The sequence below is a fragment of the Actinoplanes lutulentus genome (genome assembly GCF_003259845.1).
In the GTDB taxonomy this organism is placed as follows: domain Bacteria; phylum Actinomycetota; class Actinomycetes; order Mycobacteriales; family Micromonosporaceae; genus Actinoplanes; species Actinoplanes lutulentus.
On the sequence record NZ_QLMJ01000023.1, the window covers coordinates 177,141 to 191,483 of the forward strand.

Below are 14,343 nucleotides of genomic sequence, written 5' to 3' on the forward strand. Positions count from 1 at the left end.
TCAGGGAACCATCAAGCGCGGGCGCGATCAAGAGTCCGACAAAACCAATCTCACGGGATCATCCACCCCAGAACCGGCGTGCCCTGCAGCGTGACCAGTACGCACATGAACAGCAGCAGCACCAGGCTCCAGCCGACCACCCGGCGGAAGAGGTCGCCCTCCTTGCCGGCCATGCCCACGGCCGAGGCGGCGATCGCCAGGTTCTGCGGGCTGATCATCTTGCCGAGCACGCCGCCGGACGAGTTGGCGGCGGCCAGCAGCAGCGGGTCCAGGCCGGCCTTCGCGGCGGTCTGCACCTGCAGCGCGCCGAACAGGGCGTTCGACGAGGTGTCCGAGCCCGTCACGGCCACGCCGATCCAGCCGAGGATCGACGAGAGGAAGAGGAACACCCCACCGGCCGCCGCGAACAGCTCACCCAGGGTGTTGGTCTGGCCGGACTGGTTCAGGACGTACGCCAGCGCCAGGACCGCCATCACCGTCACGATGGCGTGCCGGAGTTCGGCGTACGTTCGTGCGTACGCTCGAAGGGCCGCAAGCGGGCCGATGCGAAGGACCACCGCCGTGAGGATCCCGGCAAGGATCATGAGAGTGCCGGCGGCGGGAAGCCAGCCGAAGGTGAAGCTGGTCGAGGCCAGGGGCTTGCCGTTGGCGCCGATGATGTCGAGGCCGGGCCAGGGGAAGACGACCGTCCAGGGTTCGGTGGCGAGGGCTTCCTTGATCGGGCCGAGGTTCGCGATCGAGAAGATGGCGATGATGATCAGGTAGGGCGCATAGGCGCGAGCCACCTCGGCGGGCGCGTCCCGGCGCACGACCTGCCTGGTGGTCCCCGACGAGGGAGCCACCTGATCGGGTTCCGACGGTGAGGCGTGCAGGTCCGGGGACTCCGCCGGGTGCCAGATGCGCAGAAGCAGGACCACCGCCGCTGCCGACACCAGCGACGCGACGATGTCGGTGAGCGGAACCGAGATGTAGTTCGACGCCACGAACTGGGCCAGCCCGAAGACCAGACCGGCGACGACCGCGGCCGGCCAGGTCTGCTTCACGCCGCGGCGGCCGTCGACGACCGCTACCAGGACCAGTGGAACGATCACGGCCAGGATCGGGGTCTGCCGGCCGACCATCGCACCGAGCGTGTCGGTGTTGAGCCGGGGATCACCGAGCGCTCCCGACGTGACAGTGCCGAGCGTGACGATCGGGGTGGCGAGCGCGCCGAACGCGACCGGGGCGGTGTTGGCGATCAGCGCGACCGCGGCGGCGTGCAGCGGCCGGAAGCCGAGCGCCATCAGCATGACCACGGTGACGGCCACCGGCGTGCCGAACCCGGCGAGCGCTTCGAGCAGCGCGCCGAAACAGAACGCCACGATGATCGCCTGGATCCGCATGTCCGGGCTGACCCGTTCCATCGAGCGGCGCAGCACGTCGAAGTGGCCGCTCACCACGGTCAGGTTGTAGACCCAGATGGCGTTCAGGACGATCCACAGGATCGGGAAGAACCCGAACGCGGCGCCCTCGCTCGCCGAGAGCAGCGCCTGGCCGACCGGCATCTCGTAGATGGCGACCGCGACGACCAGCGCTACGCCCAGCGAGATCAGGCCGGCCATCCAGGCCCGCATCCGGAGGACACCGAGCAGCAGGAAGAGCGTGAGCAGCGACAACGAGGCGAAGATCGCGGACAGGCCGACGGAACCGGCTACCGGGTCGGTCACGATCCTGAACTGTTCGAACATGAGAACCATCCAGAGCTATCGATCCCCTCTTGACCGCAATCTAGCCCTCTGCGCGCGAACCGCAACACGGGCGACCATCGAGGTGCGCCGACGGGAACGCCTGGCATGATCCCCGCATGACGCACGCGGACCTCACCGTCGCCGCATGGCAGGGCCTTTCCGACGAGGCCGCCGCGCGGACCGCGGCGGCCATCGCCCGGGAGACCGGGTCGCGCTTCGAGCAGATCAAACTCCATGGGTACGCGGGACGACGTGCCCGCACCGCGTCGTTCGACCGTGACGGAACCCGGTTAGTCCTGGTCCCGGGCGGCACGGTCAGGCTCGGCTTCGACCCCGCCGGGTGGACGCCCAGCGCCCGTCAGCTGGCCGGCTTCGAGCAGGCCGCCGCGGAGTGGAACCTGGACGGCCCGATCCACCGCCACATCGGCGAGACCACGTCACCGTCCCGCGAGGTCACCCTGCCGGCCCTGCTGGTGGCAGCCGGCGCGGCGGCCGCGGACGACCTGGTCGAGCTGACCGAGGACGACGACGACCAGGACCACGCCTGGCTGATCAACGGCCTGCGCGCACAGGGCCTGCGGCTGCCCTCACCCGACGAGTGGGAGCACGCGTGCGCCGCCGGCGCCACCACGCTGTACCGGTGGGGTGACGACAACCCGGACGGCGAACCGTACGGAAAGGTCCCGCTGATCCAGGAGCCGAACCTGTTCGGCCTGGTGATCGCCCACGACCCGTACGCCGCCGAGTTCACCGCCGACCCCGCGGTGTTCTGCGGCGGTGACGGCGGTTCGGCGCTCTGCGGTGGATACGGCGACTTCCTGAGCTGGCTGACGCTCGCCACCGCGTACCGCGAGCCGGAGCTGGGCGAGGCCGTCTACGACGGCGGCCTGGTCGGCGAGACCCCCGCCCGCCCGGTCCTGGAGATCGGCTGACCACGAGCCGGCACGATCGTCACCGGGCTGGGGCGTGGAGAGGGCCTCCGGCGTCGACGACGGCGGTGAGCAGGCGCTGCGGGTCCTCGGCCAGCCGGTTGCAGACGTAGAGCCACCACTCGGTGCCGAAGACCACGTACTCGCGGGTGGGGTGGCCGCGGCCGGCCATCGCGGTGAGGCGGTCGGGGCCGAGGCCCAGCAGCGTCTCGAACTCCCAGGGAGCGTCCTCGCGGCCGGCGCCGAGCAGGGCGTCGACGCGGTGGATCAGGTCCCAGTCGTGGGTGGCGAACGAGCAGGAGTGGCCGGCGTCCGCGAGCATCTCGGCGTACCGGAGATAGGCGGCCGTCATCGCCGGGTCCTCGCGTGCCCAGGCGTGTGTCTCCGGTTCCAGGAAAGCGCCCTTGACCAGGCGGATCCGGCCCGGCAGGCCGAGCAGCGCGGGCAGGTCCCCAGCGGTGCGGTGCAGCCGCGCCTGGACGGTGATCCCGACGTGGCCGAAACGCTCGGACAGCCGGCGGTGCACCGCCAGGATCGCATCGGTGCGCTCGGAGCCCTCCGCCGAGATGATCATCTCCCGCCCGGTCGCCGCGGTGGCCTCGGCGATCCGGGTGGCGTTGCCGAGGGCGAGTTCCTCGTCGATGGCGAGGCCGATGTGTGACAGGTCGAGCGACACCGAACAGCCCGGTGCGAGCCGGTGGGCCGCGTCGACGAACACGTCGGTCTCGGCGGTGGCCCGCTGCGGGTCGCGGCAGCTCTCCCCCAGGTATTCGGCGTTGGCACGATGCCCGGCCGCGAGGATCTCGGCGACCCGGGGCAGCGCGTCCTCGAGGCTGTCACCGGCGACGAAGCGCCGGGCCACCCGCCGGGCGATCGGGCCGAGCAGCGGGTCGGCGGGCACCCGCCACTTGAGCTCCTCGTCGAGGGCGAGAGCACGCAGGGTTTCCGAAACCGTGGTCGTCATGGGACCAGCCTCGCGGGAGCGCCGCCCGGCGGACAGTGGCAGGAACGCCGACTATCCTGCAATTCCTGCCACTGATCGACAGGAGGCCCCGTGCTCCGCGATGTCGCCGTTCTCGCGCTGCCCGGCGCGCACGCGTTCGAGCTCGGGGTCTTCTGCGAGTTCTTCGGGATCGACCGCCGCGACGACGGTCTGCCCGGTTACGACTTCGCGCTGGTCTCCGCCACCGGCGCCAGTGTGCCCACCCGGCACGGCTTCGCGGTGGAGGCGAAACACGGACTGGAGCGGCTGGAGTCGGCCGACCTCATCGGCGTACCGGCGACCGATCCCGGCGTGCGGCAGCCGGAGGAGCTGTACGAGGCGTTGCGGATCGCGGTCGCGCGGGGTGCCCGGGTGCTGAGCATCTGCTCCGGCGCCTTCGTCCTCGGCGAGGCCGGGCTGCTGGACGGACGCCGGTGCACCACCCACTGGCGTTATGCCGGGGAGCTGGCCCGCCGGTACCCGCGCAGCCGGGTCGAGGTGGACACGCTCTACGTCGACGAGGACCCGGTGATCACCGGCGCCGGCACCGCCGCGGGCATCGACACCTGCCTGCACCTGGTCCGCAAGCTGCAGGGCAGCGCGGTCGCCAACGACATCGCCCGGCGAATGGTGACTCCCCCGCACCGCGACGGCAGCCAGACCCAGTACGTCAAGCGGCCGAGCCCGAAGGACCGGACCGGCCGGCTGGCCCCGACCCTGGCCTGGATGGAGTCCCACCTGGAACAGCAGCTGACCGTGGACGGCATCGCCCGCCGGGCGCACATGTCACCGCGTACCTTCGCCCGGCGCTTCCTGCAGGAGACCGGGTCCACGCCCCTGCAGTGGCTCACCGGTCAGCGCGTCCTGCTGGCGCAGCAGCATCTGGAGAACACCGACGAGCCGGTCGCCGCGATCGCCGCACGCACCGGGTTCGGTTCGGCGGACACGCTGCGCCACCACTTCGTCCGGCGCCTCGGCACGACGCCGCACGATTACCGCCGGACGTTCCGCGGCCGTCCGGACCAGAGAGACTAACCCTGCATCGCCAGCCAGATCTTGTCGGCGGTGAAGGGCAGATCGGTCATGCGTACGCCGATCGCGTCCCGGATCGCGTTGGCCAAAGCCGGGGCGACCGGGTTGAACGGGCTCTCGCTCATCGATTTCGCGCCGAGCGGGCCGATCGCGTCGACGGTGTCGGCGAAGTGCACCTCGGTACGCGGGATGTCGGCGAACGTCGGCAGGTGGTACTGCCGGAACACGGTCGTCGTCACCTCGCCGGACGCGTTGATGTCGACGTGTTCGCTGAGGGTGGCGCCGATCGCCTGGGCCACGCCGCCTTCGATCTGGCCGCGCAGCTGGGCCGGGTTCATCACGGTTCCGGCGTCGGCGCTGTGGATGCTGCGCAGGATCCGCAGGTCACCGGTGTCCGGGTCGACCGCGACCCGGAACCACTGGGCGTTGAACGCCACCGACCGGGGTGTGCCGTCGAAGTGCCCGGTGCCCACGGCGGCGCCGGCGCGCAGGGCCCGCGCGGCCCGCAGCACCGCCCGCCCGGCGACGACCACGCCGGTGGACGCGAACGCGCCGGTGTCGTGGCCGACCACGTCGGTGTCGGACTGCCGGATCACCACCTTGTCCGGGCTGGTCGACAGCTCGTCGGCGACGATCTGCGCGAAGACCGTGGTGCTGCCGTTGCCGAACTCGGCGGTGCCGACGGAGAGCTCGTACCGCCCGTCGCCGAGCGGCTTGATCGTGGCGTCGGCGAAGTGCCCGCCGGGCGGACCGGCCGCGATCATCGCGATCGCCATACCCTCACCGACGAGCCAGCCCTCGGGCGCGGCTTCGCCACCGTCACCAGCGGTCGACGATCGGATGTGGTCGAGGCACTGGTCCAGGCCGTAGCTCGCGATCCCCAGGTCCTCGACGTGCTCACCGGGCGCGGTCAGGTCGTCGCCGTCGCGGACCACGTTGAGCTCGCGGAACGTGACCGGGTCGATGCCGATGCGCCGGGCCACCTCGTCGAGGACCTGCTCGACGGCGAACGTGACCTGCCCGAGGCCGTACCCGCGGAACGCCCCGGCCGGCACGGTGTTCGTGTAGACCGTGACCGCGTCGGTGCGGATGTTCGAGCACTGGTAGACCGCGACCGTCTCGTGGCAGCCGTGGAACATCACGGACGGGCCGTGGTTGCCGTACGCGCCGGTGTTGTTGAGGACGTTCAGGGTCAGCGCGGTCAGGGTGCCGTCCGTGGTGGCGCCGGCTTTCACGGTCACCACGAACGGGTGCCGGGTGGTCGCGCCGGTGAACTGCTCGGAGCGGGTGAACTCCCACTTCACCGGCCGGCCGGTCCGCAGCACGGCCAGGGCGACGAGGTCCTCGACGAGCATCTCCTGCTTGCCGCCGAAACCGCCGCCGACGCGCCCGGCGATCACGCGTACCCGATCGGTCGGAAGGTCGTAGAGCCGGGCGAGAGCCCGGCGGGTGAGGAACGGGGTCTGCGTGCTGGACCGCAGTACCAGGCGGCCGTCGTCGTCGAGCCAGCCGACCGCGCCGTGCGTCTCCAGGCTGGCGTGCTGCACCCGGGCCGTCCGGAACGTCTCCTCGTAGACGACGTCGGCGGCGGCAAATCCCGCCTCGACGTCACCGATGCCGGCGTGCAGCTCCCCGATGACGTTGTTCTCGGCCCGGCAGATGCCCTCGTCGACGCCCTTGTCCGCGTGGATCACCGGCGCGCCGGGAGCGGAGGCCAGCTCCGGGTCGATCACGGCGGGCAGCACCTCGTAGGTGACCCGCAGCAGCCGGCAGCCCTCCTCCGCCGCGGCTTCGGAGGTGGCCACCACCGCGGCGACCCGCTGCCCGATGAACCGGACCACCTCGTCCAGGACCCGGGTGTCGTACGGGTCCTCGGCCTCCCGCTCGTGCTGGCCGGTGGAGAAGAGCCGGTCCGGTGAGTCCTTGTGGGTCAGCACGGCTTCGACGCCGGGGACCGCGAGCGCGGCGGACGTGTCGACCGAGACGATCCGGGCGTGCGCGTGCGGCGACCGCAGCGCCTTCAGGTGCAGCACGCCGGGAACGTCCAGGTCGAAGGTGTAGCGCGCGGTCCCGGTCACCACCTGCGGACCGGCCGGGGCGCCGAGGCTGGATCCGACGGCGTTCTTCGAGCCCGCGCATGACTCGATTGATCGGCCGCAGATCGCGTCCTCGATCGAGCGGTATCCCGTACACCGGCAGAGGTTTCCCTTGAGCGCGCGTGGCAGATCCTCGCGCTGTTCCGCGGAGAGCGCGGCAGAGGTCATGATCATGCCGGCGGTGCAGAAGCCGCACTGGAAACCCTGCGCGTCCAGGAAGCTCTGCTGCATCGGATGCAACGCGTCCGGCGATCCCAGACCCTCGATGGTCGTGACGCTGCGGCCCTCGGCGCGGAACGCCGGGTAGACGCAGGAGTGCACCGGCTTGCCGTCGACGTGGACCGTGCAGGCGCCGCAGTCGCCCGCGTCGCAGCCCTTCTTGACGCCGAAGCAGCCTTCGTCGCGCAGATAGGTGCGCAGGCACTGGCCCGGTCGCGGCGCGCGGTCGTGTGACGTTCCGTTAATTTCGATCATGAGAGCTCCGCAAGGATCTGCGCTGCGTAATGGCGCGTCAGGTGCTGCCGCCAGACCGGCCGGCCGTGCACGTCATCCACGTATTCACTGGCAGGAATGGCTTCGAGTGCCGCTTCCAGATCATGCGACGTCCCGGAGAATCGAAGAACATACGGCCGGCTGGTCGCGGCGGTCACGGTGAGTGCGATGCCTTCGGCATCAACCCTGCCGATCACCAGCGCCGCCGAACGCCCATGGCGGTGCAAAGATCCACGACGGTACGCGGTACGCGAGGTCAGCGCCGCCACCGGCAGGTGGATGGACCGCAGCAGCTCGCCATCGCGCAGCACCGTGGTCCCCTCGCCGGTCACGAACGCGGCGGCGGGCACCCGGCGCTCGGTCCCGTCCGGGCCGATCAGCAGCAGGGTGCCACCGAGCGCGACGCTCAGCGAGATCATCGGGCCGGCCGGCAGGGCGGCGCAGAGGTTCCCGCCGACGGTCGCCACGTTCCAGATCTTGAACGAGGCCAGGAAGGCGTGGCAGCAGTGCCGGACGATGTCGTGCTTGCCGAGGCGTTCGTTGAGCTCGGCGACCGTGCACGTGGCGGCGATCTCGACAGAGCCGTCGTCATCAAACGTCAGCGCGGGCCAGCCGGCGGCGGTCAGATCGAGCAGGCGCCGCACGTCCGGTCGTGGCTCACCGAACAACGCGGTGCCGCCGCCCAGCCAGGCGTCGCCGGGACGCCAGGCGCCGGGACCGGCCGGACTGATCACTTCGGTGACGGTGTTCAGATCCACGTTCGTACGCTACAAGCTGTGTGTTTCCGATCTTGACCATCCGCGAGCATGCCTCAGTTAACCAACTCGAAACATTGATGGGACTTTCGGCCCGGGCCGCGCGCGTCCTTCGCCCCTGATCTTCGCCCGCCCCACCGGAAAGGCTCGGTGGGACTTCGCGGAAAGGACGTCAGTGGACGCGCTCGATCTTTCGCGGTGGCAGTTCGGCATCACCACCGTGTACCACTTCATCTTCGTCCCCCTCACGATCGGGCTCTCCGCCCTCGTCGCCGGGCTGCAGACCGCGTGGGTCCGCACCGGCAAGGAGCACTACCTGCGGGCCACCAGGTTCTGGGGCAAGCTGTTTCTGATCAACTTCGCGATCGGTGTGGTCACCGGCATCGTGCAGGAGTTCCAGTTCGGGATGAACTGGTCGGCGTACTCCCGGTTCGTCGGGGACATCTTCGGCGCTCCCCTGGCGATCGAGGGGCTGCTCGCCTTCTTCCTCGAGTCCACGTTCCTCGGGCTCTGGATCTTCGGCTGGGATCGCCTTCCCAAGAAGGTGCACCTCGCCACGATCTGGACCGCCTCGATCGGGACGATGCTCTCGGCGTACTTCATCCTGGCCGCCAACTCGTGGATGCAGCACCCGGTCGGCTGGACCATGGGTGACGGCCGTGCCGAGCTGACCAGCATCGGCGCGGTGCTGACCAACTCGACAACGCTCGTCACGGTTCCGCACACGCTGACCGCCTGCTTCCTGACCGCCGGCGCGATGCTGCTCGCGGTCAGCGCGTGGCACCTGCGCCGTGACCATCAATCGGAGGTTTTCCGGCCCTCGTTGCGGCTCGGCGCCTGGGTCGTTCTCATCGCCGGGGTCGGTGTGCTGATCACCGGTGACATCCAGGCGCGGGTGATGACCGAGCAGCAGCCGATGAAGATGGCCGCCGCCGAAGCGCTCTACGAGACCACCGACAGCGCGTCGTTCTCGCTCTTCACGATCGGCTCGCTCAACGGCGACGAGGAGCTCTACAGCGTACGGATCCCGTCGCTGTTGTCCTTCATGGCGACCGGATCGCCGAGCGGCGAGGTCGAGGGCATCAACGACGTGCAGGCCGAGTACGAGCAGACGTACGGCGCCGGCGACTACCGCCCGATCGTGCCGGTCACCTACTGGTCGTTCCGCCTGATGATCGGCTTCGGCGGGCTCGCCATGCTGATCGCGGCTGCCGCGCTCTGGTTCAACCGGGGTGAACGCCGGTCCCGCAGCCGCTGGTTGTGGATCGCCGCTGTCTCGACGGTGGCGATGCCGCTGCTCGCCAACTCGTTCGGCTGGATCTTCACCGAGATGGGCCGGCAGCCGTGGACGGTCTTCGGCCTGTTCAAGACCTCCGAATCGGGGTCGCCGTCGGTCTCCACGGCCGAGGCCGCGACCGGTCTGATCGTGCTGACCGTCCTCTACGGAATCCTCGCGGTGATCGAGTTCGGCCTCTTCATCAAGTACGCGAAAGCCGGCGCCCCGGCGCTTGAACCGGACACTCCGGATTCTGAAGACAAACCGCTCGCCTTCGCTTACTGATCGGGACGACAATGGAACTCACCACCGTCTGGTTCATGCTGATCGGCGTCCTCTGGGCCGGTTACTTCCTCCTCGAAGGCTTCGACTTCGGCGTCGGCATCCTGCTGCCGGTCGTCGGCAAGGACGACCGGTCACGCCGGCTCGCCATTAACACCATCGGCCCGGTCTGGGACGCCAACGAGGTGTGGGTCCTGGTCGCCGGCGGCGCCACGTTCGCCGCCTTCCCCGAGTGGTACGCCACTCTCTTCTCCGGCTTCTTCCTGCCCCTGCTGATCATCCTGGTCGCGCTGATCGTTCGCGGTCTCGCCTTCGAATACCGCGGCAAGCGCCCGGAAGCGTCCTGGAAGAGGCGCTGGGACCTGGTGATCTTCTGGGGCAGCCTGGTCCCGGCGATCCTCTGGGGTGTCGCGTTCGGCAACATCCTGCGCGGTGTCCCGATCGACGCGCGGCACGAATACGTCGGCGGATTTTTCCACCTGCTCAACCCGTACGCCCTGCTCGGCGGCCTGACGACGCTGTCGCTGTTCACCCTGCACGGCGCGGTCTTCCTGGCACTCAAGACCGACGGCCCGATGCGCGAGCAGGCCGGCCGTCTCGCCGCCCGGCTGTCGCTCGTGGCGGTGCCGGTGGCCGCGTCGTTCCTGATCTGGACCGGCCTCACCCATAAGGACGGCTGGGGTGTCGCGCTGTCCGTCCTCGCGGCGCTGGCCCTGGTCGGCGCGGTGCTGACGACCCGCGCCCGGCGGGAGGGCTGGGCGTTCGTCGCCACCGCCGCGACCATCCTGTTCGCGGTGGCGGCGCTGTTCGTCACGCTGTTCCCGAACGTGATGCCGTCGACGCTCGACCCGGCGTGGAGTCTCACCGTGACGAACGCGTCGTCCACCCCGTACACGCTGAGGGTGATGACGTGGGTGGCGGTGTGCTTCACCCCGATCGTGCTGATCTATCAGGGGTGGACGTACTGGGTCTTCCGCAAGCGCCTCACCCTGAGCGACATCCCCTCATGAAGCCGCTCGACCCGCGCCTGCTGACATACGCCCGTGCCACCCGGGTCTATCTGGCGGCCACCGTTGTTCTCGGCGCCGCGCAGGCCGCGCTGCTGATCGCCCAGGCGGTCCTGCTGGCGAACGCGATCACCGCGGTGTTCCTCGACGGCGACTCGCTGGCAGTCGCCGGCGTCCTGCCGCTCATCGCGGTCGTCGCCGCCCGGGCGATGGTCGCGTGGCTTCAGGAGGTGGCGGCCGCCCGCTCCGCCGCCTCGGTCAAGAGCGAACTCCGCCGCCGCCTCCTGGCCCACCTCGCGGCGCTCGGCCCGTCGCATCGCCGGCCGGCCGGCGAGGTGGCCGCTCTCGCCGGGCACGGGCTGGACGCGCTCGACGCGTACTTCGCCCGCTATCTGCCGCAGCTCGTCCTCGCGGTGCTGGTTCCCGGCATCCTGCTGGTCCGGCTGCTGCCCGCCGACCTGATCGCCACGGTCACGATCGCGGTCACGCTGCCGCTGATCCCGCTCTTCATGGCGCTGGTCGGCCTGCACACCGAGGAGCGGAACCGCCGCCAGTTCCGGCTGCTCGCCCGCCTCTCCCACCACTTCCTCGACGTGATCGCCGGCCTGCCGACGCTCAAACTCTTCGGCCGGGCCCGCGCGCAGGCCGGCATCATCAGGCGGATCAGCGACGAGCAGCGCGAGCAGACCATGCGGACGCTGCGCACCGCGTTCCTGTCGTCGCTGGTCCTGGAACTGCTCGCCACTCTGTCGGTCGCCCTCGTCGCGGTCGGCATCGGCCTGCGGCTGGTCTCCGGCAACCTTGATCTCGCGACCGCGCTGATGGTGCTGATCCTGGCGCCGGAGGCGTACCGGCCGCTGCGTGAGGTCGGCGCCAACTATCACGCGAGCGCCGAAGGCCTGGCCGCCGCCGCCGAGGTCTTCGCGGTGCTGGAGACGCCGCTGCCGGTTTCCCGATCTGCCTCGCCGCCTGCTGGGGAGATCCTCTTTGAGGACGTCGAGGTGCGGTTTGCCGGCCGGTCCGAGCCCGCGCTGCGATTGACCACGACGATCGAGCCGGGGACGGTGGTCGCCCTCACCGGAGCGTCCGGGTGCGGTAAGTCGACCGCGCTCAATGTCCTGCTCGGTTTCGTGACGCCCTCGTCGGGGCGGGTGCTTGTCGGAGGCGTACCGATGTCTGATTTTGATCTGGCAGCTTGGCGCTGCCAGATCGCGTGGGTCCCGCAGCGACCGCACCTTTTCGCTTCCTCTGTGTACGCGAACATCGCGCTCGACCGGTCCGGTGATGTCGAGGCCGCGGCGCGGCTGGCCGGGGCTGACGGGTTCATCCGGGAGCTGCCGGATGGATACGACACCCTGCTCGGGGACTCGGGGACCGGGCTCTCGGCGGGGCAGCGGCAGCGGATCGCCCTGGCGCGGGCGTTCCTGCGGGACGCGCCGATCGTGCTGCTCGACGAACCCACTGCCAATCTGGACGCCGGCACCGCCGCCGAGGTGATGGACGCGATCCGGCGGCTGGCCCGGGGACGGACCGTGCTGATCGCCGCCCACCGTCCGGAACTGATCGCTCTCGCGGACCGGGAGATCCGTCTCTCCGGCTCGTTTGTCACGGCTGGTGTTTCATGACGCTTAGTGCGTACCAAATAATTAGGCCCGCGGCGGGTCGCCTGGGTCTCGCGCTGCTGGCCGGAGCCGGCGCTGCCAGCGCCGCGATCGCGCTGACCGCGTGCTCGGCCTGGCTGATCTCGCGGGCCGCGCTGCACCCGCCGGTTCTGCACCTCATGGTGGCGATCGTCGCGGTGCGCGCGTGCGGGCTGAGCCGGGGTGTGTTGCGCTATCTGGAACGGCTGATCGGGCACGACGCCGCGTTCCGGATCCTCGGTGACGTGCGGGTGCGGCTCTACACACGTCTGGAACGGCTCGCGCCCGCCGGACTCGCCGACTTCCGCCGCGCCGACCTGGCCCAGCGGCTCGCCTCCGACGTCGACGCCGTGCTCGACCTGATCACCCGGGTGGTGCTGCCCTACGCGGTGGCGCTCGTCGCCGGGCTCGCGTCCGTGCTGGTGGTCGGCGCGCTCGTGCCGGTGGCCGGGATGACACTCGCGGCCGGGCTGCTGACGGTCGCGATCGGCGTGCCCCTGCTGCAACGTGCCGCGACGCGGCGTGCCGACGGACGCCTCGCGCCGCTGCGCGGCGAGCTCACCACCGAGGTGGTCGATCTGCTGCACGGGCTTCCGGATCTGAGTTTGTACGGGGCGGTGGGCTCGCGCCTCGATCGCATCGCTGTAGTGGACGGGCGGTTGACGGGTGCCGGCCGGCGATCGGCGTTCGTAGCCGGGACGTCGGCGGCGGTCACCGCGCTGAGCAGCGGTTTCTGCGTGGTGGTGGGGCTGGTGGCGGGTGCTGCCGCGGTGCGGGCGGGGGAGTTGCCGGGTGAGTTGCTCGCTGTGGTGGTGCTGACGCCGCTGGCGGTTTTCGAGGTGGCGGGCCCGTTGCCGGTGGCGGCCCAGGTGTTCGCGTCGGCCCGGGCGTCGGTGGGGCGGCTGCGCGAGGTGTGGGAGACCCCGGACCCGTTGACGGAAGCCCACGGTGAGACGCCATCTCGGGTGACGGAGGCACACGGTGTGCCGCCGTCCCGGGTGACGGGAGCCCACGGTGTGACGCCGTCCCCGGTGACAGGGGCACACGGTGTGACTTCGTCTCCGCGTGTCGAATTCGGGTGCGGGGCGGACCTCGGCTCGACACGGGCCGGCGGAAACCCGGGTGTGTGTCGAGTTGGGGTGCGGAGCGCGCCCGAAGTCGACACGGTGGTGCCTGAGGTTCGGGTCGACGGCGTGACGGCGGGGTGGGTTGCCGAGCGGACGGCGGTCCGGGACGTCGATCTCGTGTTGCGGCCGGGAGCCCGGGTCGCCCTCGTCGGGCCCAGCGGCTCCGGGAAGAGCACCGTCGCGGCGTTGCTCGTGCGCTTCCTCGACCCACGCGAAGGCCGGGTCACTCTCGACGGGGTCGACGCACGGAACATTCCCGCCGATCGGGTACGGCAGATCGTCGGATACCTGCCCGAGGACGCGTACCTCTTCGACACCACGATCGGCGACAACCTGCGCATCGCACGGCCCGGCGCCACCGAGGCGGAACTCCGGGCGGCGCTTCGTTCGGCCCGGCTGCTGGACTGGGTCGAGACGCTGCCGGACGGGCTGCGGACCCTGGTCGGCGAACACGGCATGTCCCTCTCCGGCGGCCAGCGGCGACGGCTCGCCCTGGCCCGGTTGCTGCTCACCGACGCCCGGGTACTGATCTTCGACGAACCCACCGAACATCTCGACGACGAGACCGCGGCCGCCCTCACCCGGGACCTGCTCACGGCGGCCGGCGACCGCACCGTCCTCCTGATCACCCACCGAACCGACGACCTGACCGGCCTGGACGTGGTCCACCTGCGGCCGGCGACCTGACGTACCGGCGGCGAGCGCACACAGCGTCGGCGCGTGCCGGTGGACGCACGCACAACACCGACGCGGGCGGGGCCGGCCGCGCGGCCGAACACACACGACGGCTTGTCGCGGCCAGAGCGCGAACAAAGACTGGTGCGGAGCGGCCAGCGCGCGCTCAAAGGCTGGCGCGGAGCGGTGGACGCACGCACAACGGCTGGCGCGGGGCGGTCAGCAGACGCAGAACGCTTGCGCGTGCGCTGACCGCCCCTGCCCGCCTTGGTCCAGGTCAGGTTCCGGGGGTCGCACGCGGTGCCGGGCACCCTCGTCACGCA

General features: G+C 70.6%; 10 protein-coding genes. 6 read left to right on the forward strand and 4 right to left on the reverse strand.

Annotation, left to right across the window (positions count from 1 at the left end):
• Positions 1-50 precede the first annotated feature (50 nt).
• Positions 51-1,736, reverse strand: coding sequence for an L-lactate permease (locus tag B0I29_RS38080; protein WP_111654026.1), 1,686 nt, complete (start codon positions 1,734-1,736; stop codon positions 51-53).
• Positions 1,737-1,843: 107 nt separating this feature from the next.
• Here B0I29_RS38080 and B0I29_RS38085 point away from each other — a divergent pair, with 107 nt between their 5' ends.
• Entirely contained in the window at positions 1,844-2,659 is an 816-nt protein-coding gene (locus B0I29_RS38085; RefSeq protein ID WP_111654027.1) for a hypothetical protein, read from the forward strand.
• A 19-nt stretch (positions 2,660-2,678) separates the two neighbouring features.
• Here B0I29_RS38085 and B0I29_RS38090 read toward each other — a convergent pair whose 3' ends face one another.
• Positions 2,679-3,620 (reverse strand): proline dehydrogenase family protein, encoded by a 942-nt coding sequence (locus B0I29_RS38090; protein ID WP_111654028.1) that lies wholly within the window; start codon positions 3,618-3,620, stop codon positions 2,679-2,681.
• Between the two features lie 90 nt (positions 3,621-3,710).
• On the opposite strand from B0I29_RS38090, the gene B0I29_RS38095 reads away from it, so the two are divergent.
• Positions 3,711-4,673 (forward strand): GlxA family transcriptional regulator, encoded by a 963-nt coding sequence (locus B0I29_RS38095; protein WP_111654029.1) that lies wholly within the window; start codon positions 3,711-3,713, stop codon positions 4,671-4,673.
• Here the strand turns inward: B0I29_RS38095 and B0I29_RS38100 are convergent.
• On the reverse strand, positions 4,670-7,240 hold the full coding sequence (locus B0I29_RS38100) for a molybdopterin-dependent oxidoreductase (RefSeq protein ID WP_111654030.1): 2,571 nt from the start codon (positions 7,238-7,240) through the stop codon (positions 4,670-4,672). The two genes, B0I29_RS38095 and B0I29_RS38100, sit on opposite strands and share 4 nt — an antisense overlap.
• Positions 7,237-8,016: an FAD binding domain-containing protein gene (locus B0I29_RS38105; RefSeq protein WP_111654031.1), complete on the reverse strand. Its 780-nt coding sequence runs from the start codon at positions 8,014-8,016 to the stop codon at positions 7,237-7,239. Before B0I29_RS38105 ends, B0I29_RS38100 begins: the two co-directional genes overlap by 4 nt.
• Before the next feature lie 172 nt (positions 8,017-8,188).
• On the opposite strand from B0I29_RS38105, the gene B0I29_RS38110 reads away from it, so the two are divergent.
• Genes B0I29_RS38110 through B0I29_RS38125 form a run of 4 tightly spaced genes read left to right on the forward strand, consistent with a single transcriptional unit; the run spans position 8,189 to position 14,032 of the window.
• Entirely contained in the window at positions 8,189-9,574 is a 1,386-nt protein-coding gene (locus tag B0I29_RS38110; protein ID WP_111654032.1) for a cytochrome ubiquinol oxidase subunit I, read from the forward strand.
• 11 nt (positions 9,575-9,585) lie between these two features.
• Positions 9,586-10,581 (forward strand): cytochrome d ubiquinol oxidase subunit II, encoded by a 996-nt coding sequence (gene cydB / locus B0I29_RS38115; protein ID WP_111654033.1) that lies wholly within the window; start codon positions 9,586-9,588, stop codon positions 10,579-10,581.
• Entirely contained in the window at positions 10,578-12,203 is a 1,626-nt protein-coding gene (cydD, locus tag B0I29_RS38120) for a thiol reductant ABC exporter subunit CydD (protein WP_111654034.1), read from the forward strand. The genes cydB and cydD overlap by 4 nt, the downstream gene beginning before the upstream one ends.
• Positions 12,200-14,032 (forward strand): amino acid ABC transporter ATP-binding/permease protein, encoded by a 1,833-nt coding sequence (locus tag B0I29_RS38125; protein ID WP_111654035.1) that lies wholly within the window; start codon positions 12,200-12,202, stop codon positions 14,030-14,032. Before cydD ends, B0I29_RS38125 begins: the two co-directional genes overlap by 4 nt.
• Positions 14,033-14,343 lie beyond the last annotated feature (311 nt).